We start from the raw sequence: 21,140 nt of genomic DNA on the forward strand, positions 1-21,140 counted from the left end.
GTACATGAGACCCTTGTAAGGATCTGCCCGCCAACCCGAAAGCATGGCCAGTGACCGCCACGGACCGCTCCATCGAGCTCATCACCACCGCTGCCCAGGCCGCGGCCGACCGGCTCGCGCACGACATCATCGCGTACGACGTCAGCGACGTGCTGTCGATCACCGACGCCTTCCTGCTCGCCTCGGCGCCCAACGACCGTCAGGTCAAGTCGATCGTCGACGAGATCGAGGAGCGCCTGCAGAAGGAGCTCGGCGCCAAGCCGGTGCGCCGTGAGGGCGACCGCGACGCCCGCTGGATCCTGCTCGACTACGTCGACATCGTCGTCCACGTCCAGCACAGCGAGGAGCGGGTCTTCTACGCGCTGGAGCGCCTGTGGAAGGACTGCCCCGAGATCGAGCTCCCCGAGGACGCCAAGCTCACCATCGGCAAGGCCGAGGAGCATGCCAAGCTGCGCGAGGCGGCGGGCGACGACGACCTGGACGGTGATCTGTTCTGAGCGCGACCACCTCGGGCCGGTCCGGCCGGAAGATCGTCCTCTGGCGGCACGGCCAGACCTCGTGGAACCTGGAGCGGCGCTTCCAGGGCTCGACGGACATCGAGCTGACCGAGACGGGCCTGGCGCAGGCGCGCCGCTCGGCGCGGCTGCTCGCCTCGCTGAAGCCGGACGCCATCGTCGCGTCCGACCTGAAGCGCGCCGCCGCCACGGCGGCCGAGCTGGCCGCGGTCACGGGCCTGCCCGTGACGCACACCGGCGCGCTGCGCGAGACGTACGCCGGCGAGTGGCAGGGCCTGACGCACGAGGAGATCGTCGAGAAGTACGGCGAGCAGTACGCGGCGTGGAAGCGCGGCGAGCCGGTCCGCCGGGGCGGCGGTGAGCTGGAGACCGAGGTCGCCGACCGCGCCGCGCCCGTGGTGCTGGACCACAGCGACCGGCTGCCGGTGAACGGCACCCTGGTCGTGGTCAGCCACGGCGGCACCATCCGTACGACCATCGGCCGGCTGCTGGGCCTGGAGGCGCGTTCCTGGGAGAGCCTGGGCGGGCTCTCCAACTGCTGCTGGTCCGTCCTCGGCGAGGGCGCACGCGGCTGGCGCCTGCTGGAGCACAACGCCGGCACCCTGCCGGAACCGGTGCTCGGCGACGACGACTGAGCGGGCTCCCTGCCGCTTCCCACAGGGGCTCCGACCCGGATTTCACTTTCCGGCTGGTCACAGGCTAGAGTTCTTCTTGTTCGCAGCGAAGAACACCGGAGACGGGGGAAGCGCAGCGGAGAGCGGGGCTATAGCTCAGTTGGTAGAGCGCCTGCATGGCATGCAGGAGGTCAGGAGTTCAATTCTCCTTAGCTCCACAATCAGGATCCCGTCCCCAAGTGGGGGCGGGATCCTTGTTTTTGTACCCTTTGCGTTTGCTGACCTGGCCCGCACCGGCGTGGCAGAATCGGACGGCCGGAGGGGGAGTCGACGGCCCGACGCGGGAGGGAGTCGCGAACGGATGGGTGCACACCGGCGCCGGTGCGACTGGTGCAACAACGGGACGCCGATCGTGCGGGACATGGACCCGGTCAACCCCGACTACCAGTACTGGTGCGAGGAATGCGCGCGGGCGCTGATCATAAAAGGCGACCCGATCGAGACGTACCGGGAGCTGGAAGGGGAGCCGATCTACGGACGGCTGCTCGACGAGCACTGCACGCTCAAACGGTTCTATCAGTTCGCGAGAGCGTGACAGACCGTCGCAAAGCGGACATGGCCCGAGGTTGATGGAAACCGATTTTTGGACCAGGGCCATGACCGTGTAATGTTTGGGACGTCGCCAAGGGGAACCAGCAAGGGAAACCGAAGCGGCAGGCAGGGCAAGGGGCTATAGCTCAGTTGGTAGAGCGCCTGCATGGCATGCAGGAGGTCAGGAGTTCAATTCTCCTTAGCTCCACAGTGAAGAAGCGGGCCACCCGGATCGGGTGGCCCGCTTCTCGTTGTGTCACCGGGTGGAACGGCCGAGCGTCGGCGGGGGCCGCTGCGGTACCCTGACGCCATGCGTGCCGTACGCCTCCTGCTTACCGAGCCGCGCTGATCAGTACCGACCTTCGAAACGGTCGGCCTCGGCGCGGCGCCCCCTCCTGTGCGAGGGGTTTTTTCGTTTGGACAGCAGAGACGGCAGAGACGATCGATGGAGCTTCAGAAATCATGAGCGAGACGAACACCCCGGCCCCCGAGGCGGCCGAGGCGCACCGTTACACGGCTGCCATGGCCGCCGACATCGAGGCACGCTGGCAGGACGTCTGGGACGCGCAGGGCACCTACGAGGCCCCGAACCCGACCGGTGACCTGGCCGGGGACCCGGCGGTCGTCGCGCGGCCCAAGAAGTTCATCATGGACATGTTCCCCTACCCGTCCGGCGCGGGCCTGCACGTCGGTCACCCGCTCGGGTACATCGCCACCGACGTCTATGCCCGCCACCAGCGGATGACCGGCCACAACGTCCTGCACACCCTGGGATTCGACGCCTTCGGCCTGCCGGCCGAGCAGTACGCCGTGCAGACCGGCACGCACCCGCGCGTGTCGACCGAGGCCAACATCGAGAACATGAAGATCCAGCTGCGCCGGCTGGGCCTGGGCCACGACAAGCGCCGGTCGTTCGCCACGATCGACCCGGACTACTACAAGTGGACCCAGTGGATCTTCCTGCAGATCTACAACTCCTGGTACGACGCGGCCGCGAAGAAGGCCCGGCCGATCGCCGAGCTGGTCGCTGCCTTCGAGGACGGCTCCCGTGAGGTCCCCGGCGGCCGCGCCTGGGCCGCCCTGACCGCGGCCGAGCGGGCCGACGTACTGAACGGTTTCCGGCTGGCCTACTCCTCCGACGCGCCCGTCAACTGGTGCCCCGGGCTGGGCACCGTACTGGCCAACGAGGAGGTCACCGCCGACGGCCGCTCCGAGCGCGGCAACTTCCCGGTCTTCAAGTCCAAGCTGAGCCAGTGGAACATGCGGATCACCGCGTACGCCGACCGGCTGCTGGACGACCTGGACGCGCTGGACTGGCCCGAGGCCATCAAGCTGCAGCAGCGCAACTGGATCGGCCGCAGCGAGGGCGCGCGCGTCGACTTCGCGCTGGGCGACGAGGCCATCACCGTCTTCACCACCCGCCCGGACACGCTGTTCGGCGCCACGTACATGGTGCTGGCGCCCGAGCACCCGCTGGTCGAGAAGTTCATCCCGGCCGCCTGGCCCGAGGGCACCCACGACGTGTGGACGGGCGGGCACGCCACCCCGGCCGAGGCCGTCACCGCCTACCGCAAGCAGGCTGCCTCGAAGTCGGACGTCGAGCGCCAGGCCGAGGCCAAGGACAAGACCGGTGTCTTCACCGGCGAGTACGCGATCAACCCGGTCAGCGGCGACAAGGTCCCCGTCTTCATCGCCGACTACGTCCTGATGGGCTACGGCACCGGCGCGATCATGGCCGTTCCGGCCCACGACAGCCGGGACTTCGAGTTCGCGCGCGCCTTCGAGCTGCCGATGCGCTGCGTCGTGCAGCCCTCCGACGGCCGCGGCACCGACCCGGCCGAGTGGGACGACGCCTTCGCCTCGTACGACGCGAAGCTGGTCAACTCCACGGGCGAGGGCATCTCGCTGGACGGCCTGGGCGTCGTCGAGGCGAAGGCCGCGATCACCGAGTGGCTGGCCGAGCGCGGCATCGGTGAGGGGACGGTCAACTTCCGCCTGCGCGACTGGCTGTTCAGCCGTCAGCGGTACTGGGGCGAGCCCTTCCCGATCGTCTACGACGAGGACGGCGTCGCGCACTCCCTGCCCGAGTCGATGCTGCCGCTGGAGCTGCCGGAGGTCGAGGACTACTCGCCGCGCACCTTCGAGCCGGACGACGCGGACTCGCAGCCGGAGACCCCGCTGTCGCGCAAGGCCGACTGGGTCAACGTCGAGCTGGACCTGGGCGACGGCGTGAAGTCCTACCGGCGCGAGACCAACACCATGCCCAACTGGGCCGGTTCCTGCTGGTACGAGCTGCGCTACCTGGACCCGAACAATGCCTCCGCGCTGGTCGACCCGGAGATCGAGCAGTACTGGATGGGCCCCCGCGAGGGCGCTCCGCACGGCGGTGTCGACCTGTACGTGGGCGGCGCCGAGCACGCGGTGCTGCACCTGCTGTACGCCCGCTTCTGGTCGAAGGTGCTGTTCGACCTGGGCCACGTGTCGTCGGCGGAGCCGTTCCACAAGCTGTTCAACCAGGGCATGATCCAGGCGTACGCCTACACCGACGAGCGCGGTGTGTACGTCCCGGCGGCCGAGGTCGAGGAGCGCGACGGCGCGTACTTCCACGAGGGCAAGCAGGTCAAGCGCGAGCACGGCAAGATGGGCAAGTCCCTGAAGAACGCCGTCACGCCCGACGAGATCTGCGAGGAGTACGGCGCCGACACGCTGCGCCTGTACGAGATGGCGATGGGCCCGCTGGACGTCTCCCGTCCGTGGGACACGCGCGCCGTGGTCGGCCAGTACCGGCTGCTGCAGCGCCTGTGGCGCAACATCGTGGACGAGGAGAGCGGCGCGGTCACCGTCGTCGACGCCGAGCCCGCCGAGGACACCCTGCGCGCGCTGCACAAGGCCATCGACGGGGCCGGCGCCGACCTGGCGGGGCTGCGGTTCAACACCGCCATCGCCAAGATCACCGAGCTGAACAACACCCTGACGAAGGCGGGCCGCCCGCTGGAGCGCTCGGTGGCCGAGCGGCTGGTCCTGCTGGTCGCCCCGCTGGCCCCGCACATCGCGGAGGAGCTGTGGCACCGGCTGGGCCACACCGACTCGGTGGTCCACCAGGACTTCCCCGTGGCGGACCCGGCGTACGTCGTGGACGAGACCGTCACGTGCGTGGTGCAGGTCAAGGGCAAGGTCAAGGCGCGCCTGGAGGTCCCGCCCGCGATCACCGACGCCGACCTGGAGCAGCTGGCCGTGACCGACGCCGGTGTCGTCGCCGCGCTGGGCGGCGCGGAGATCCGCAAGGTGATCGTGCGCGCGCCGAAGCTGGTGAACATCGTGATCTGAGCCGCCGGAAGGCGCCACCCCCGCATGGGGGAGATCCCGTACGGGCAGGTTGGGGGTTCGAATGGAACCCCTGGCCTGCCCGTGGCGTTTACCTTGGAGGGGAAGAGCCGACGCCTGGGGAAAGGGGCCGTCATGGAGGCCGCGTTGATCATCTTCGCGCTGATGTTGCTGATGGTCGTGGGCCTCGGCGCGTACCTCACGGTCAAGGCGGTGGGCGCGGCCAAGAGAGGCGTCGAGCGCACCGTCGTACAGGCGCGGCGCACGGTGGAGGACACCACGCTGCGGGCCAAGAGCTTCGGCCAGGTCGGAGTGGCGGGCGCGCTGGCCCAGCTACGGCTCGACCTGCGGACGTCGATGCGCGCCACCCAGCAGGCGCTGGCGGACGGGGCCCGGACGGATGCCTCGCTGCGGGAGTCCCTCACGCTGTTCGAGCGGCTGAGTGCCCACGGGCACGATCTCGACGGCGAGCTGAAGCGACTGGAGCAGGAGCCCGACAAGCAGCGCACGGCACAGCTCCTGCCGGACCTGCGGGAGCGCGCGCGCCAGATCATCGAGGCGGCGGACTCGCTGCGGTGGGCCGCCCGCGACCGGGCCCGGCGCTTCGCGGAGGACGAGCTGTCGCTGCTGTCGGAGCAGATCGAGATGGAGTCGGGCGCGCTGCGCGACTGGTCCCGGGAACCGGTGGACCACCTGGCGGCGGCGGCCGCCGAATGGGACGCGGCCCAGACCTCGCCGAGCCAGTCCCCGACCCCGACCCCGGAACCGGCCCCGAAGCCGGCGTCCACGCCTGCGCCGGCGGCCCTGAACCCGCCGACCCCGACGGTGCAGTACCCCTGGCAGAAGGCCCCCCGCCCGGAGAGCGCGGGCTGACGCGCGGCGCAGCCGGGTACGGGCCCGGGACGGGGTCCGGGGGGCGGAGCCCCTCAGGGGCGTCCCGGGCCTGGCCCCGGGAGCGGGGTCCTGGGGCGGAGCCCCTGGCTTCGGGAAGGGGCGGGGTGGGGGAGAGCCCCGCAGCGCTCCCGGCGCCGACCGCCCGCCACGTGCTCCGTAGGCTCTGCTCACCCCGGCGGGAGCCGAGTGGGGCCCGCTCACGCCCCCGGGAAGGGCCCCGGCTGCCGTCGCGGCCCCGCGAGCGGTAACCTCCGCCTCATGTCCCGCCATGTCGCCATCGTCACCGATTCCACGGCCTACCTGCCCCGACCGGCCATGGCACGGCACGGAATCACCTCCGTCCCGCTCACCGTGGTGCTCGGCGGCGAGGCGCTCGAAGAAGGCACGGAGATCTCGGCACGCAGCCTGGCCCTCGCCCTGCAGAAGCGCCGCTCGGTCACCACGTCCCGCCCCAGCCCGGAGGAGTTCGTCCGGGCCTACCGGGCCGCCGCCGACGCCGGGGCGACCGGCATCGTCAGCCTGCACCTGTCCGCCGAGTTCTCCGGGACCTACGACGCCGCCGTGGTGGCCGCCAGGACCGCGCCCGTACCCGTACGCGTCGTGGACACCGGCATGGTCGCGATGGCCCTCGGGTTCTGCGCGCTCGCCGCGGCCGAGGCCGCGGAGGCCGGCGGCTCGGTGGACGAGGCCGTGGCGGCGGCCGAGAAGCGGGCGGCGGACATGGCCGCCTACTTCTACGTCGACACCCTCGACTACCTGCGCCGCGGCGGCCGGATCGGGGCCGCGCAGGCCCTGCTCGGTTCGGCCCTGGCGGTGAAGCCGCTGCTGACCCTGGACGGCGGGCGGATCGAGATGCTGGAGAAGGTGCGTACGGCCTCCAAGGCCATCGCCCGCCTGGAGGAGCTGGCGGTCGAGCGTGCCGGCTCGGCCGATGTGGACGTGGCGGTGCACCACCTCGCGGCACCGGAGCGGGCCGAGAAGCTAGCGGAGCGGCTCCGCGAGCGGATCCCCGGCCTGGTCGAGCTGCACGTCAGCGAGGTCGGCGCGGTGATCGGCGCGCACACCGGGCCGGGGCTTCTGGCGGCGGTCGTCTCGCCCCGCTGATCACCGGAACGAGTGGCCCGGTTATCCACAACGGGGCGGATATCCACCGGAATTGAAGGGTCCGCGCAGCGGTCGGGATCTGCCCCTACCGTCGTGCCATGACTCTCCGAACGCGTCCTTTCCGTCCTTCCCGTACCTTCCGTCCGTCGGGCGCCACCAGCGGCCCGGGCCGCTCCCGCCTCTCCGACAGCCGTCTGCGCCACGGCGGTGGCCCCGGCAGGCGCCGCCACGGTCTCCGGGCCGCGCCTCCGCCTTCGCCTCCGTATCCCGGTCCGGGTCCCGCTCCCGGTCCGTATTCCGATCCGGGGGCGGAAGCGGTGCGGCGCAGGGCCGAAGCGCTGCTCGGTGGTGGCCCGCCGCAGCAACCGCCGCCGGCCGCGGCGGATCCCCCGGCACCGCCCGGCGAAGCGGCCGGAGCACTGCCCGCCGAGAGGGCGCGCAGGCTGGCGGTGCGGGAGCGGCTGCCGCTGTGGCTGCAGGCCCGGTGTGCGGTGGAGCCGCGCACGGTGGCCGCGGTCGGGGTGGTGCTGGTCGTCGCCGTGGGCCTGGCCGGGCAGCAGTACTGGTCGGCCAGGCCGCAGGAGGTGACCGCCCCGGCGGTGCTGCCGGCGGGGGCCACCGCTTCGGCGGCGACACCGGCCGCGGCGGGCGGCGGCGCGGGGCCCGAGCGGATCGTCGTCGACGTCGGCGGCAAGGTCCGGGATCCGGGAGTGCGGCGGCTGCCGGCCGGTTCCCGGGTCGAGGACGCGCTGGCCGCGGCCGGGGGAGTGCGTCCGGGCACGGACACCACCGGGCTGAACCGGGCCCGGGTGCTGGTGGACGGCGAGCAGGTACTGGTGGGGGTGACGGCGCAGCCGCAGCCGGGAGCGGGCGCGGGCGGGACGGCCGCCGGGCCGCTCAGCCTGGGCTCGGCCACCGTCGAGCAGCTGGACGGCCTGCCGGGGGTGGGTCCCGTCCTCGCCCAGCACATCGTGGACTTCCGCACCGCCCGCGGCGGCTTCCGTTCCGTGGAGGATCTCCGCCAGGTCAACGGCATCGGTGAGCGGCGCTTCGCCGACCTGCGCAAGCTGGTGCGGCCGTGAGCCGCCCGGAGGGGGCGGGCGGCCCGGCGGATCTGCGTCTGGCGGTGCCGGCCCTGGCCGCCTGGGCGGCGGCCGCCCTGGCCCTCGACGCACCCGTCGGGCGCACCGCCCTCGGCGTGGGCCTGGCGGCGGTCTGCGCGGGGCTCCTGCTGCTGGTCCAGGGACGCCGCCCGGGGGGCCTGTGGAGGGTCGCTCCGGCCGCGGCGGCGGCCCTGCTGTGCGCGGCCGCCGGAGCCGGTGTCGCGGGGCTCCAGCTGGCCGAGGCGCGGGCCGGGCCGGTCGCCGGGCTGGCACGGCAGCACGCCAGGGTCCTCGCGGAGCTCACCGTCGATTCCGACCCCAGGACCGCGCGGGGCGGGAGCGGGCCGCCGGTGGTGGTGCTGGACGCGGTGGTGACCCGGGTGACCGGGCCCGACGGGGTGAGCACCCGGGTCGAGACCCCGGTGCGGGTGCTGGCCGCTCACACGGGATGGGCCGGGCTCCTGCCCTCCACCCGCGTGGCGGTGGTCGCCCGGCTGGCCCCGGCGGGGGACGGGGATCGGGCCGTGGCGCTGCTCCGCCCCGGCGGTGACACGCCGCCTGGGGTGACCGGCGGTCCGGACGCCGCCCAGCGGCTGGCGGGGCGGCTTCGGGCCGGGCTGCGCGGGGCCACCGCGGGGCTCGCACCGGATGCGCGGGCCCTGCTGCCGGGACTGGTCGTCGGGGACACCTCCAGGGTTCCGCCCGACCTGCACGAGGCATTCCGGGCCACCGATCTGCTGCACCTGCTGGCCGTCTCCGGGTCGAATCTGACCGTGGTGCTGTTCCTGCTCATCGGGCCCCCGGCGCGCGCCCAGCAGGCGGAGCGGCGCGGGCTGGCGCCCCGGCTCGGACTTTCGCTGCGGGCGACCGCCCTGTGCGGGGCGGCGCTGACGCTGGCGTTCGTGGTGGTATGCCGGCCGGAGCCGAGCGTGCTGCGGGCAGCGGCCTGCGGGGCGGTCACCCTGCTGGCCATCGCCACCGGCCGGCGCAGATCCCTGATCCCCGCGCTGGGGGCCGCGGTGCTGCTGCTGGTGCTCTTCGATCCGTGGCTGGCCCGCAGTTACGGCTTCCTGCTCTCGGTCCTGGCCACCGGGGCGCTGCTGACGCTCGCCCCCCGGTGGAGCGAGGCGCTGCGGCGGCGCGGGATGGGTCCCCGGCTCGCCGATGCCGTGGGCGCCGCCGCTGCCGCTCAGGCGGTGTGCGCGCCGGTGGTCGCCGTGCTCGCGGCCCGGGTCAGCCTGGTGGCGGTGCCCTGCAACCTGCTGGCCGAGCTGGCCGCCGGGCCGGCGACCGTCCTCGGCTTCGCCGCGCTGGCGGCGGCCCCGCTGTCGATGCCCGTCGCGGAGGTGCTCGCCCGGTGCGCGGGGGTGCCCGCGGGGTGGATCGCGGCCGTCGCACGGGCCGGGGCCGGGTTTCCCGGCGCGGAGCTGTCCTGGCCGGGCGGGCTCGCCGGCGGGCTGCTGCTGGCCGCGGTCACCCTGGCGGTCGTCGTCCTCGGTGCCCGGTGGGGGCGGCGGCGGTGGCTTTGCTGCGTGCTGGCGGTGCTGCTGCTCCTCGCCGTGCTGCGGCCGCCGCAGCTCACCCGTACGCTCACCGGCTGGCCTCCGCCCGACTGGAGCTACGTCCAGTGCGCCGTGGGACAGGGGGACGCGGCCGTCCTCTCCACCGGGCCGGGGGAGGCGCTGGTGGTGGACACCGGCCCGGATCCCGGGCCGGTGGACGAGTGCCTGCGCGAGCTGGGGGTGCACCGGGTGCCGATGCTCCTGCTGACGCACTTCCACGCCGACCACGTGGGAGGCTTGCAGGGCGTCCTGCGAGGCCGTTCGGTGGGGCTGATCCAGGCCTCCGTGCTGGAAGAGCCCTCCGGGCAGGCCGAGTTCGTCCGCCGGACCGCGGCAGCCGCCGGGGTACCGGTCGTACGGGCCGTGCAGGGGGAGCGGCGCCGTGCCGGCCCCTTCGAATGGCAGGTGCTGTGGCCGCCACCGGCCGGGTCGTACTTCGAAGGGCCCAACGATGCGAGCGTCGTGCTGCTGGTGCGCGGCGCGGGGCTGACCCTGCTCCTGCTCGGCGATCTCGAACCGGCCTCGCAGGAAGCGCTTCTGAGGGAGCATCCGCAGCTCGGTCCGGTCGATGTCCTCAAGGTCGCCCACCACGGCTCGGCGCACCAGGATCCCGGGCTGCACGAACGGGTCCGGCCGCGCCTCGCGATTGTTCCCGTCGGTACAAAAAACCGCTACGGGCACCCCGCGCCGGGTACGCTCGCCCGCCTGCGGGCCGTGGGTGCGACGGTGCTGCGCACCGACACCGACGGTTCGATCGCGGTCGGTGGAACCGGTGTTCGGCTGCGTGCGTTTCCAGCCAGGGGACGGCGCATTCGACGCGGGCATACCGGGCGTGACCGCTCTGTTTGCCCACAACCCGACAGCATGATCGAATGCCTCTTCGCCAGAACGGTCCAAGTCCACACTGCACGGGGGTGCACACGTCATGTTCGGTCGTCGACGGGGGATGGAGTCGGCCGGAAGTTCCAGCCCGCACACATCCGCGACACTGACGCTGCCGCCGACGGCGCGTCTGCTCAGCTGCCGCGTCCTCGACACGGTCCACCGGCCCATCCGGCAGGCCGCGTTCGAGGTCACGGATCCGATCGGCCGCCGGATCGTCAGCGGCGAGACCGATCCGTTCGGCGGCTTCACGGCCGCCGTACCGGAGGGGGAGTACCGGCTCTCCGTCACCGCCGAGGGGTACACGCCCTTCCACGGGGTCACGCTCGTGGGAGATCCGGCACAGCCCGGCACGGGGGAGATCATCCTCGACGCGGTGGAGCCGCCGGTGCTGCCGCAGCCCGGCCACTGGGAGATCGACCCGGCGCATTCGTCCATCGGTTTCACGGCCCGGCACATCGGCATGGCCCGGATCAACGGACGGTTCAACACGTTCGCCGGGGCGGTGCGGATAGCCGACCGCATGGAGGAGTCCTCCATGCACGTGATCATCGACGCGGCGAGCATCGACACCGGGCTGCGGCTGCGCGACGACCACCTGCGGTCGGGGGACTTCCTGGACGCGGCCCGCCACCCCACGGTGGAGTTCTACAGCGAACGGTTCATGCACCGCACCGGCAGCCGCTGGGCCGTCGCGGGCGCACTGACGCTCCACGGGGTGAGCCGGTCCGTCACGCTGGACACCCAGTACCTGGGCCTCGGAACGGGCATGGAGGGCGAGGTGCGGGCGGCCTGCCGGGCCACCGCCGAACTGCACCGCGAGGACTTCACCCTCAACTGGCAGTCGATGCTGGCGCACGGGATCGCCGCGATCGGTTCGAGCGTGGACGTGACGCTGGACGTCCAGATCGTGCACAAGGCCTGACCCCGGCGGGGCTCAGGGGGCCTCCAGCCAGCCTTCGTACTCGGCGGCGAGGCCGTCCAGCGCGGTGGCGTCGAGCCGGTCCTTCGGATCCTCGACGACGACCAGCCACTGGGCGTCCTCGGCGTCGTCCTCGCCGGCCAGCGCGTCGCGGACCAACTGCGGTTCCTCCGGGAGGCCGAAGCGGTCCACGGCTTCCTGCGCCACCTCCTCGGCGGCGTCGCGGTCGGGCAGGACGAGTACATGTCGCACGTTCACCCGGCCATTGTCGGACACCCGGTGGAGGGGGACGGGGCGCGGGTGGCTGTCAGTGCGGCGTGGGATGCTGGAGGCGATGGCCACCAGGAAGAATTCCACCGACGATCCGCTTGCCCCGATCACCCTCGCGGTGGGGCAGGAGGAGCTGCTGCTCGACCGCGCCGTGCGGGAGGTGGTGGCGGCCGCCCGTGCCGCCGACGCCGACACCGACGTCCGCGACCTCACCTCCGACCAGCTCCAGCCCGGCACGCTCGCCGAGCTGGTGAGCCCCTCGCTCTTCTCCGAACGCAAGGTGCTGGTCGTACGCAACGCCCAGGACCTGTCCGCCGACACGGTCAAGGAGGTCAAGGCCTACCTCGCCGCTCCCTACGAGGAGATCGCGCTGGTCCTCCTCCACGCGGGCGGCGTCAAGGGCAAGGGCCTGCTGGACGCGGCGCGCAAGGCGGGCGCCCGGGAGATCGCCTGCCCGAAGATGACGAAGGCCGCGGACCGGCTCGCATTCGTCCGGGGCGAGTTCCGCACGCTGGGCCGGTCGGCGACCCCGGAAGCGTGCCAGACCCTGGTCGACGCGATCGGCAGCGACCTGCGGGAGCTGGCGAGCGCCGCGGCGCAGCTGTGCGCGGACGTCGAGGGAACCATCGACGAGGCCGTCGTCGGCCGCTACTACACGGGCCGGGCCGAGGCCTCCAGCTTCACGGTCGCCGACCGGGCGGTCGAGGGGCGCGCGGCGGAGGCCCTGGAGGCCCTGCGCTGGTCCCTGGCCACAGGGGTGGCCCCGGTCCTGATCACCAGTGCCCTGGCGCAGGCGGTCCGGGCGATCGGCAAGCTGGCCTCCGCCCCGCGCGGCGCCCGGCCCGGGGACCTCGCCCGGGACCTCGGCATGCCCCCGTGGAAGATCGACCGGGTCCGCCAGCAGATGCGGGGCTGGTCGGCGGACGGCGTCGCGGACGCGCTGCGCGCGGTGGCCGCCGCCGACGCGGGGGTCAAGGGCGGGGGCGACGATCCCGAGTACGCGCTGGAGAAGGCGGTCGTCGCGGTCGCCCGCGCCGCCCGCCCCCAGCGCCGCTGATCCCGGCAACGCGAAGGCCCCGGTCGTCGTCCTGGGGAAGGACGGCGACCGGGGCCTTCGGTCACTGCTTGTGCGCCGCACCCGCGTGGCGAACGCTTCGTGTGCGGAGCGGGGTGCCGGTCAGGAGCGGGAGAGAGGGCCCGCTGGGTCCCTTCCGGCGATCACATCGAGTGCGGAACTCAGATGGCGGCAACCTTGGAGGCCAGCGCCGACTTCTTGTTGGCGGCGGCGTTCTTGTGGATGACACCCTTCGAGACGGCCTTGTCCAGCTTCTTGGAAGCCAGGCGGGCCGCGGCGGTGGCCTTCTCCGCGTCGCCGGCGAGGATCGCCTCGTTGGCCTTGCGGATGAAGGTGCGCAGCTCGGACTTGACCGACTTGTTGCGAAGGCGAGCCTTCTCGTTGGTCTTGTTCCGCTTGATCTGGGACTTGATGTTCGCCACGAAAGAGCCTTTTCAGGTTCAGAGGTTGATCTTCGGATTGTGTCCCGACGGCTGAGAGGGCACACGAGACACAGCTGCCCAGGCTACCAGGCACGCTCCCGGCGGCCCAAACCGAGCGCACTGCCCCGTCCATGGGACCATGGAAGCCTGCGTATGGACCGACATCGCGCCGCCGAGAGCGACCGGAGCCGGACTGTCCGCTGCGACCGACGCTCCGAAAACGCTTCCGACTGCGACCCGAGAATCAGGACACTGCGTGCCCGCGATCCCCAGCCACGTGCCCGAGCCGAGCCGTACCGACCCGGCGCTGATCCGCAACTTCTGCATCATCGCGCACATCGACCACGGCAAGTCGACCCTTGCCGACCGGATGCTCCAGCTCACCGGTGTCGTCGATCAGCGGCAGATGCGCGCCCAGTACCTCGACCGCATGGACATCGAGCGTGAGCGCGGCATCACGATCAAGTCCCAGGCGGTGCGACTGCCCTGGGCGCCCACCACGGGCGAGGGTCAGGGCAGCACCCACATCCTCAACATGATCGACACCCCCGGGCACGTCGACTTCACCTACGAGGTCTCGCGCTCCCTCGCCGCGTGCGAGGGCACGATCCTCCTGGTGGACGCCGCCCAGGGCATCGAGGCACAGACCCTCGCCAACCTGTACCTGGCGATGGAGAACGACCTCGCGATCGTCCCCGTCCTCAACAAGATCGACCTGCCGGCCGCCCAGCCGGAGAAGTTCGCCGAGGAGCTCGCGAACCTGGTCGGCTGCGACCCCGACGACGTGCTGCGCGTCTCGGCCAAGACCGGCATGGGCGTCGACGCCCTGCTGGACAAGGTCGTCGCCACCGTCCCGGCCCCGGTCGGCGTCAAGGACGCCCCCGCCCGCGCGATGATCTTCGACTCGGTCTACGACTCGTACCGCGGCGTCGTCACGTACGTCCGTGTGGTCGACGGCCAGCTCAACAAGCGCGAGCGCATCCGGATGATGTCCACGGGCGCCACCCACGAGCTGCTGGAGATCGGCGTCTCCTCCCCGGAGATGACCCCGGCCGACGGCATCGGCGTCGGCGAGGTGGGCTACATCATCACCGGCGTGAAGGACGTGCGTCAGTCCAAGGTCGGTGACACCATCACCAGCCTGCACAACGGCGCGACCGAGGCCCTCGGCGGCTACAAGGACCCCAAGCCGATGGTGTTCTCGGGCCTCTACCCGCTCGACGGCTCCGACTACCCGGACCTGCGCGAGGCCCTGGACAAGCTCCAGCTCAACGACGCCGCGCTGGTCTACGAGCCCGAGACCTCGGCGGCCCTCGGCTTCGGCTTCCGCGTCGGCTTCCTCGGCCTGCTCCACCTGGACGTGGTCCGCGAGCGCCTGGAGCGCGAGTTCGGCCTCGACCTGATCGCCACCGCGCCGAACGTGGTCTACCGGGTGGTCCTGGAGGACGGCAAGGAAGTCACCGTCACCAACCCGAGCGAGTTCCCCGAAGGCAAGATCAAGGACGTCTTCGAGCCGGTCGTGCGGGCCACGGTGCTCGCCCCGACCGAGTTCATCGGCGCGATCATGGAGCTCTGCCAGCAGCGCCGCGGCACGCTCCTCGGCATGGACTACCTCTCCGAGGACCGTGTCGAGATCCGCTACACCCTCCCGCTCGCCGAGATCGTCTTCGACTTCTTCGACCAGCTGAAGTCCAAGACCCGCGGCTACGCCTCCCTCGACTACGAGCCCACCGGCGAGCAGGCCTCCAGCCTGGTCAAGGTCGACATCCTGCTGCACGGCGACAAGGTCGACGCCTTCTCCGCCGTCTGCCACAAGGACGCCGCCTACGCCTACGGCGTGCGCCTCGTCGCCAAGCTGCGCGAGCTGATCCCGCGGCAGGCCTTCGAGGTGCCGGTCCAGGCCGCCATCGGCTCCCGCGTCATCGCCCGCGAGACCATCCGCGCCATCCGCAAGGACGTCCTCGCCAAGTGCTACGGCGGTGACATCTCCCGTAAGCGGAAGCTGCTGGAGAAGCAGAAGGAAGGCAAGAAGCGCATGAAGATGGTCGGCTCCGTGGAGGTCCCGCAGGAGGCCTTCATCGCCGTCCTCTCCAGTGACGAGTCCGGCGGCAAGAAGAAGTAGCCACCTGTCCGTCACCCGGCGTACACAGGCCCCCGCGCATCGGCGCGGGGGCCTGTTTCGTTATGAACCGGCCGCTCGCGGGCTCTTACGCGGGCGCCGGACGCGCTCTAGTCTGATCACTGCTCGACGGTTACTCGCCAGTTCAAGAAGTCAACGGCTGCATACCCGCCAGTCCCAAGCGCGCCCAGCGCCCCACGCCCACGCGCCGCCGCGTGGATCGGTCCGGAGGATGTCGTGAGCGACACACAGACCTATCTCGAGAACCGCCCGCCCACCGTGGCGGTGCTCTTCCGTGAGCGCGTCGCCGCGACGCCGAACGACGAGGCCTATCGCTATCCGGTGCCGGCGACCGACGGGCGGGGCGCCACCGACGACTGGAAGTCCCTGAGCTGGAGCCAGGCGGCCGAGCGCGTCTACGCCATCGCCGCCGGAATGATCTCCCTCGGCCTCGGAACGGAGGAGCGCGTCGCGCTCGCCTCCAACACCCGGGTCGAGTGGATCCTGTCCGACCTCGGCGTGATGTGCGCCGGCGGCGCGGTCACCACGATCTACCCCAGCACCAACGCGGACGAGTCGGCGTTCATCCTCGCGGACTCCGAGAGCCAGGTGCTCATCGCCGAGGACGCCGCGCAGCTGGCGAAGGCCCGCGAGCGCCGCGCCGACCTGCCGCACCTGCGCCACGTCGTGGTCATGGAAGCCGCGGACGCGGTGCCCGCCGAAGGCGACCCCGAAGGCTGGGTGCTCTCGCTCGCCGACCTGGAGGCGAGAGGCCGCGAGTACCTCGCCAAGCACCCGGAGGCGGTCGACGAGCGCATCGCGTCCATCACCTCCGAGCAGCTCGCCACCCTCATCTACACCTCCGGCACCACGGGCCGCCCCAAGGGCGTCCGGCTGCTGCACGACAACTGGTCGTACCTGGCCAAGGCCATGGTCGCCACCGGTCTGATCGGCAAGGAGGACGTCCAGTACCTGTGGCTGCCGCTGGCCCACGTCTTCGGCAAGGTCCTGACCTCCGGGCAGATCGAGGCCGGGCACGTCACCGCGGTCGACGGCCGTATCGACAAGATCATCGAGAACCTGCCGGTCGTGCAGCCGACCTACATGGCGGCCGTCCCGCGCATCTTCGAGAAGGTCTACAACGGCGTGGCCGCCAAGGCCCGGGCCGGTGGCGGCGCCAAGTACAAGATCTTCCAGTGGTCGGTCGGAGTCGCCCGCGAGTACGCCAAGGTCACACAGGACAACTTCCGGCGCACCGGGCGGGCCACCGCCCCCTTCGGTCTCACCACCAAGCACAAGGTCGCCGACGCGCTCGTCTACTCCAAGCTCCGCGACGCCTTCGGCGGCCGGCTGCGCGCCGCCGTCTCCGGCGCGTCCGCCCTGGCCCCCGACATCGGCTTCTTCTTCTCCGGCGCGGGCGTCCACATCCTGGAGGGCTACGGCCTGACCGAGTCCAGCGCGGCCTCCTTCGTCAACCCGGGCGAGGCCTACCGCACCGGCACGGTCGGCAAGCCGCTCCCCGGCACCGAGGTACGCATCGCCGACGACGGCGAGGTCCTGCTGCGCGGCCCCGGCATCATGCAGGGCTACCACCGGCAGCCGGACAAGACCGCCGAGGTCCTGGAGTCCGACGGCTGGCTGCACACCGGTGACATCGGCGAGCTGTCGGCCGACGGCTACCTGCGCATCACCGACCGCAAGAAGGACCTGATCAAGACCTCGGGCGGCAAGTACGTCGCCCCGGCGGAGATCGAGGGCCAGTTCAAGGCGATCTGCCCGTACGTGTCGACCATCGTCGTGCACGGCGCCGACCGGAACTTCTGCTCCGCACTGATCGCGCTCGACGAGCCGTCGATCCTGACCTGGGCGGCCGAGAACGGGCTGGAGGGCAAGACGTACAAGGAGGTCCTGGCCGCGCCCGAGACCGACCGGCTGATCGAGACCTACGTCCAGACCCTGAACGAGGGCCTCCAGCGCTGGCAGACGGTCAAGAAGTTCCGGATCCTGCCGCGCGACCTGGACGTCGAGCACGGCGACCTCACCCCCAGCCTCAAGCTGAAGCGCCCGGTGGTCGAGCGTGAGTTCAAGCACCTGATCGACGAGATGTACGAGGGCACCCGCGAGGCGTAGCGCCCGCCGCGGGCCTGCGGGGCGGGGCGGGGGCCCCCCCCCCCCCCCCCCCCCCGCNGGGCGGGGACCCGCCCCGCACGCCCCTCCCGGCGCCCGCCCCGGGCCCCGCTCCCCGAAGAGCGGGGCGGAGCCCGGTGACGGGTGCGGGATGATGGGGGTATGCCTTCCGCACTCCCCGACGGTGAACCCATGCCCGAAGACGGCTCGCTGCCGTCGCATGCCCTGGCGGGCGCGGGGGAGCGGCCGCTCGGGTTCTACCTGCACGTCCCGTACTGCGCCACGCGCTGCGGGTACTGCGACTTCAACACCTACACGGCCACCGAGCTGCGGGGCACCGCAGGCGTGCTCGCCTCCCGCGAGAACTACGCCGACACCCTGATCGACGAGGTCCGCCTCGCCCGGAAGGTCCTCGGCGACGATCCCCGCGAGGTCCGGACCGTGTTCGTCGGCGGCGGCACGCCGACGCTGCTGCCCGCCGCCGACCTCGTACGGATGCTCGCGGCGATCCGGGACGAGTTCGGCCTGGCCGACGACGCCGAGATCACGACCGAGGCCAACCCGGAGTCCGTGGACCCGGCCTACCTCGCCGAGCTGCGCGCCGGGGGCTTCAACCGGATCTCCTTCGGCATGCAGAGCGCCAAACAGCACGTCCTGAAGGTCCTGGACCGCACCCACACCCCCGGACGCCCCGAGGCGTGCGTCGCGGAGGCCCGCGCGGCGGGCTTCGAGCACGTCAACCTCGACCTGATCTACGGGACGCCCGGCGAGACGGACCAGGACTGGCGGGACTCCCTCGCCGCCGCCCTCGGGGCCGGCCCGGACCACGTCAGCGCCTACGCGCTGATCGTCGAGGAGGGCACGCAGCTGGCCCGCCGGATCCGCCGCGGCGAGGTCCCCATGACCGACGACGACGTCCACGCCGACCGCTACCTGATCGCCGACGAGGTCATGGACCGGGCCGGGTACTCCTGGTACGAGGTGTCGAACTGGGCCAGCTCGGAGGCCGGGCGCTGCCTGCACAACGAGCTGTACTGGCGCGGCGCCGACTGGTGGGGCGCAGGTCCCGGCGCGCACTCGCACGTGGGCGGGGTGCGCTGGTGGAACGTCAAGCACCCCGGCGCGTACGCCGCCGCCCTCGCGGAGGGGCGCTCCCCGGGTGCGGGGCGCGAGCTCCTCTCGGACGAGGACCGCCGCGTGGAGCGGATCCTGCTGGAGCTGCGCCTGGTGGACGGTGTCCCGCTGTCCCTGCTGGCCCCCGCCGGCCTCGCGGCGTCCCGCAGGGCCCTCGCGGACGGGCTCCTGGAGCCGGGACCCTACGAGGCCGGGCGGGCCGTGCTGACCCTGCGCGGGCGGCTGCTGGCCGACGCGGTGGTCCGGGACCTGGTCGACTGATCACCCGGCGGAGTGAATACCCCCGGATCCTTGTCCGGACTGCCTACGCTGTCCCTAGGCTGCCGCCGACAGCACGCGGCGGATGTGGAGGACCACGGAGATGACCGCTGTGGACGAGCGTGGGATGGCCAAGTTCTTCGAGGGGTTCCAGCCTCCCGACGGAGTCAAGGCCGAGCTCCTCCGGGGGGAAATCGTGATGATGGCCGGCCCCGATCTGGTGCACAACCTGATCGTGGAGGACGTGCAGGATCAGATTCCGCGCAAGCGGTGGGCGCGCCTCCAGACCCAGGACGTCGACATCGTCGACGAGGCGAGCGAACCCGTGCCCGATCTGGTGGTCCTGGATCGCGAGGCGCAGCCGGGGTCGGGCCGTCTCCTGCCCTCGCAGCTGATCACGCTGGTGGTGGAGGTCGTCTCCAAGACCAGCGTCGACCGCGACTACGTGGTCAAGCGCTCCGTCTACGCCGCGGGCCGGGTGCCCGCCTACCTGATCATCGACCCCATCGTCGCGCAGTGCGTCCTGCTGACGATCCCGGCCGGCAGGGGTGACGACGCCGACTACCGCTCCCAGAGGGTCTCGAAGTTCGGTGAGCCGCTGCCGCTGGAACTGCTCGGCATCGAGCTGGACACGAGCGACTTCGGAACCTTCGAGGGTGTCAGGCCCCACCGTCACCCGTGACGAAGTCGATCAGTTCCTCCACGCGGCCCAGCAGGGTCGGCTCCAGGTCCTTGTAGGACGTCACCCGGGACAGGATGTGCTGCCAGGCGGCCCCGGTGTTCTCCGGCCAGCCCAGGGCGCGGCAGACGCCCGTCTTCCAGTCCTGGCCGCGCGGGACCACCGGCCACGCGGCGATGCCCAGCGCCGAGGGCTTCACCGCCTGCCAGACGTCCACGTACGGGTGACCCACCACCAGCACGTCCGGCGAGGTCACCGCTGCGGCGATACGGGACTCCTTCGAGCCCGGCACCAGATGGTCCACCAGCACCCCCAGCCGGGCGTCCGGCGCCGGGCCGAACTCCGCCACCACCGCCGGGAGGTCGTCGACGCCCTCCAGGTACTCGACCACCACGCCCTCGATGCGCAGGTCGTCGCCCCAGACCCGCTCCACCAGCTCGGCGTCGTGCCGGCCCTCGACGTAGATCCGGCCCGCCCGGGCCACCCGCGCCCGGGCTCCGGGGACGGCGATCGACCCCGAGGCCGTACGGGCCGCCGCCGCCGGGCCCCGCGGCGGGCGGACCAGGGTGACCACCGCGCCCTCCAGCAGGAAGCCCCGCGGCTCCATCGGGAACACCCGGCGCTTGCCGAAGCGGTCCTCCAGGGTCACCGTGCCCGCCTCACAGGCCACCACGGCGCCGCAGAAGTCCGTACCGGCCACCTCGACCACCAGGTCGGGCTCCGCCGCCACCTCGGGCACGGCCTTCGGGCGCTTCCACTGCGGGGTCAGGTCGGGGGAGTACTCGCGCATCCGGCCGACACTAGGAGAGCCGTGCGCGTCCCGCCTACGACACGCCGGAACGGGCCGCCAGTGTGGCGCGTTGCGCACGGACGAACCCGGCGGTGACCACCGTTCCGTGACCGGGCACGTACAACGCGTCCTCGCCGCCCAGTGACAGCAGCCGGTCCAGGGCGGCGGGCCACTGCCGGGGCATCGCGTCCGGGCCCGCCATCGGCTCGCCCGACTCCTCTACGAGGTCCCCGCAGAACACCGTCTCGCGGTCGCCCGGGACGAAGACGGCCAGGTCGTGCCCGGTGTGCCCGGGCCCCACGTTGGCCAGCAGCACCTGCACCCCGCCCAGGTCCAGCGTCCACTCGCCCGACACCTGATGGCCGGGCAGCACCAGCCGCTCCACGGCCTCGGCCGCCTCCGCCTCGGCGAGCCCGTGCCGCACCGCGTCCCCGCGCAGCTCCTCGCGGTCCGAGGCGAGCAGCGCGGCCAGCCCGACAGCCCCGTAGACCTCGGCCCCCGGGAAGGCCGCCGCACCCAGGACGTGATCGAAATGGCCGTGCGTGAATGCGATATGGGTCACGCTCCGGCCCGTCAGCCGCTCGGCCTCGGCCCGCACCCCGGCACCCTCGCGCAGGCACGACCCCGGGTCGATCAGGAGTACGGAATCGTCCCCCACCACCAGCCCCACCGTGCAGTCCCACACCGGCAGACGCCGCCGGCCGGCCCGCCCGGTGAGCCGTTCCCAGCCCGCCTCTTCCCATCGCACGTCCATG

17 protein-coding genes, 2 tRNA genes and 1 pseudogene are annotated in these 21,140 nt (G+C 72.1%); 16 read left to right on the top strand and 4 right to left on the bottom strand.

What is annotated here, in order from left to right; all coding sequences use genetic code 11:
• Positions 1-50: 50 nt before the first annotated feature.
• The 11 genes and pseudogenes from rsfS to AAT21_RS01815 all read left to right on the top strand — a co-directional run bounded on the left by rsfS (position 51) and on the right by AAT21_RS01815 (position 11,514).
• On the top strand, positions 51-497 hold the full coding sequence (gene rsfS / locus AAT21_RS01765; RefSeq protein ID WP_030027741.1) for a ribosome silencing factor: 447 nt from the start codon (positions 51-53) through the stop codon (positions 495-497).
• Complete coding sequence (locus AAT21_RS01770) at positions 494-1,150, top strand: histidine phosphatase family protein (RefSeq protein ID WP_046774929.1); 657 nt, start codon at positions 494-496, stop codon at positions 1,148-1,150. The genes rsfS and AAT21_RS01770 overlap by 4 nt, the downstream gene beginning before the upstream one ends.
• A gap of 124 nt (positions 1,151-1,274) precedes the next feature.
• Positions 1,275-1,347 (top strand) — tRNA-Ala (locus AAT21_RS01775).
• A gap of 143 nt (positions 1,348-1,490) precedes the next feature.
• Positions 1,491-1,724 (top strand): hypothetical protein, encoded by a 234-nt coding sequence (locus AAT21_RS01780; protein WP_008738908.1) that lies wholly within the window; start codon positions 1,491-1,493, stop codon positions 1,722-1,724.
• Positions 1,725-1,855: 131 nt separating this feature from the next.
• Positions 1,856-1,928 (top strand) — tRNA-Ala (locus tag AAT21_RS01785).
• Between the two features lie 254 nt (positions 1,929-2,182).
• The gene (gene leuS, locus AAT21_RS01790) at positions 2,183-5,047 is read left to right on the top strand and encodes a leucine--tRNA ligase (protein WP_046774930.1); all 2,865 of its coding nucleotides are present in this window, start codon (positions 2,183-2,185) and stop codon (positions 5,045-5,047) included.
• Between the two features lie 132 nt (positions 5,048-5,179).
• On the top strand, positions 5,180-5,917 hold the full coding sequence (locus AAT21_RS01795; RefSeq protein WP_046774931.1) for a hypothetical protein: 738 nt from the start codon (positions 5,180-5,182) through the stop codon (positions 5,915-5,917).
• 279 nt (positions 5,918-6,196) lie between these two features.
• Positions 6,197-7,042 (top strand): DegV family protein, encoded by an 846-nt coding sequence (locus AAT21_RS01800; protein ID WP_046774932.1) that lies wholly within the window; start codon positions 6,197-6,199, stop codon positions 7,040-7,042.
• Between the two features lie 317 nt (positions 7,043-7,359).
• Positions 7,360-8,124 (top strand): helix-hairpin-helix domain-containing protein, encoded by a 765-nt coding sequence (locus AAT21_RS01805; RefSeq protein WP_412180290.1) that lies wholly within the window; start codon positions 7,360-7,362, stop codon positions 8,122-8,124.
• A pseudogene (locus tag AAT21_RS35085) lies at positions 8,121-10,496 on the top strand (ComEC/Rec2 family competence protein); the annotation flags it as partial. The gene AAT21_RS01805 and the pseudogene AAT21_RS35085, both read left to right, overlap by 4 nt.
• 136 nt (positions 10,497-10,632) lie before the next feature.
• Positions 10,633-11,514, top strand: coding sequence for a YceI family protein (locus AAT21_RS01815; RefSeq protein ID WP_046774933.1), 882 nt, complete (start codon positions 10,633-10,635; stop codon positions 11,512-11,514).
• A gap of 12 nt (positions 11,515-11,526) precedes the next feature.
• Here AAT21_RS01815 and AAT21_RS01820 read toward each other — a convergent pair whose 3' ends face one another.
• Complete coding sequence (locus tag AAT21_RS01820) at positions 11,527-11,769, bottom strand: hypothetical protein (RefSeq protein WP_046775519.1); 243 nt, start codon at positions 11,767-11,769, stop codon at positions 11,527-11,529.
• 76 nt (positions 11,770-11,845) lie between these two features.
• Between AAT21_RS01820 and holA the strand changes: the two genes are divergently transcribed.
• Positions 11,846-12,838 carry a DNA polymerase III subunit delta gene (gene holA / locus AAT21_RS01825; protein ID WP_200904320.1) on the top strand — a complete coding sequence of 331 codons (993 nt, stop codon included), beginning with the start codon at positions 11,846-11,848 and terminating at the stop codon, positions 12,836-12,838.
• A 179-nt stretch (positions 12,839-13,017) separates the two neighbouring features.
• On the opposite strand, the gene rpsT is transcribed toward holA, so the two are convergent.
• Positions 13,018-13,278: a 30S ribosomal protein S20 gene (gene rpsT / locus AAT21_RS01830; RefSeq protein WP_030030523.1), complete on the bottom strand. Its 261-nt coding sequence runs from the start codon at positions 13,276-13,278 to the stop codon at positions 13,018-13,020.
• Positions 13,279-13,534: 256 nt separating this feature from the next.
• On the opposite strand from rpsT, the gene lepA reads away from it, so the two are divergent.
• From lepA to AAT21_RS01850, 4 genes are all read left to right on the top strand, one after another.
• The gene (lepA, locus tag AAT21_RS01835; RefSeq protein ID WP_046774935.1) at positions 13,535-15,400 is read left to right on the top strand and encodes a translation elongation factor 4; all 1,866 of its coding nucleotides are present in this window, start codon (positions 13,535-13,537) and stop codon (positions 15,398-15,400) included.
• A gap of 234 nt (positions 15,401-15,634) precedes the next feature.
• On the top strand, positions 15,635-17,527 hold the full coding sequence (locus tag AAT21_RS01840; RefSeq protein ID WP_046774936.1) for an AMP-dependent synthetase/ligase: 1,893 nt from the start codon (positions 15,635-15,637) through the stop codon (positions 17,525-17,527).
• Between the two features lie 159 nt (positions 17,528-17,686).
• Positions 17,687-18,919, top strand: a complete 1,233-nt coding sequence (gene hemW / locus AAT21_RS01845; protein ID WP_046774937.1) for a radical SAM family heme chaperone HemW — start codon at positions 17,687-17,689, stop codon at positions 18,917-18,919.
• An 82-nt stretch (positions 18,920-19,001) separates the two neighbouring features.
• Positions 19,002-19,598 (top strand): Uma2 family endonuclease, encoded by a 597-nt coding sequence (locus tag AAT21_RS01850; protein ID WP_046774938.1) that lies wholly within the window; start codon positions 19,002-19,004, stop codon positions 19,596-19,598.
• Here AAT21_RS01850 and AAT21_RS01855 read toward each other — a convergent pair.
• Together AAT21_RS01855 and AAT21_RS01860 are read right to left on the bottom strand one after the other, a co-directional pair.
• Positions 19,576-20,385: a DUF3097 domain-containing protein gene (locus AAT21_RS01855; protein WP_046774939.1), complete on the bottom strand. Its 810-nt coding sequence runs from the start codon at positions 20,383-20,385 to the stop codon at positions 19,576-19,578. The two genes, AAT21_RS01850 and AAT21_RS01855, sit on opposite strands and share 23 nt — an antisense overlap.
• 34 nt (positions 20,386-20,419) lie before the next feature.
• The gene (locus tag AAT21_RS01860) at positions 20,420-21,139 is read right to left on the bottom strand and encodes an MBL fold metallo-hydrolase (RefSeq protein ID WP_046774940.1); all 720 of its coding nucleotides are present in this window, start codon (positions 21,137-21,139) and stop codon (positions 20,420-20,422) included.
• Position 21,140: the final 1 nt, after the last annotated feature.

Source organism: Streptomyces yangpuensis (genome assembly GCF_001005295.1).
GTDB classification, from domain to species: Bacteria; Actinomycetota; Actinomycetes; order Streptomycetales; family Streptomycetaceae; genus Streptomyces; species Streptomyces yangpuensis.

Coding starts and splice junctions, on each gene's coding strand:
- AAT21_RS01780 (WP_008738908.1), top strand. CDS start 1,491: ATGGGTGCACACCGGCGCCGGTGCGACTGGTGCAACAACGGGACGCCG.
- leuS (WP_046774930.1), top strand. CDS start 2,183: ATGAGCGAGACGAACACCCCGGCCCCCGAGGCGGCCGAGGCGCACCGT.
- AAT21_RS01795 (WP_046774931.1), top strand. CDS start 5,180: ATGGAGGCCGCGTTGATCATCTTCGCGCTGATGTTGCTGATGGTCGTG.
- AAT21_RS01800 (WP_046774932.1), top strand. CDS start 6,197: ATGTCCCGCCATGTCGCCATCGTCACCGATTCCACGGCCTACCTGCCC.
- AAT21_RS01815 (WP_046774933.1), top strand. CDS start 10,633: ATGTTCGGTCGTCGACGGGGGATGGAGTCGGCCGGAAGTTCCAGCCCG.
- holA (WP_200904320.1), top strand. CDS start 11,846: ATGGCCACCAGGAAGAATTCCACCGACGATCCGCTTGCCCCGATCACC.
- hemW (WP_046774937.1), top strand. CDS start 17,687: ATGCCTTCCGCACTCCCCGACGGTGAACCCATGCCCGAAGACGGCTCG.
- AAT21_RS01850 (WP_046774938.1), top strand. CDS start 19,002: ATGTGGAGGACCACGGAGATGACCGCTGTGGACGAGCGTGGGATGGCC.
- AAT21_RS01855 (WP_046774939.1), bottom strand. CDS start 20,385: ATGCGCGAGTACTCCCCCGACCTGACCCCGCAGTGGAAGCGCCCGAAG.
- AAT21_RS01860 (WP_046774940.1), bottom strand. CDS start 21,139: ATGGACGTGCGATGGGAAGAGGCGGGCTGGGAACGGCTCACCGGGCGG.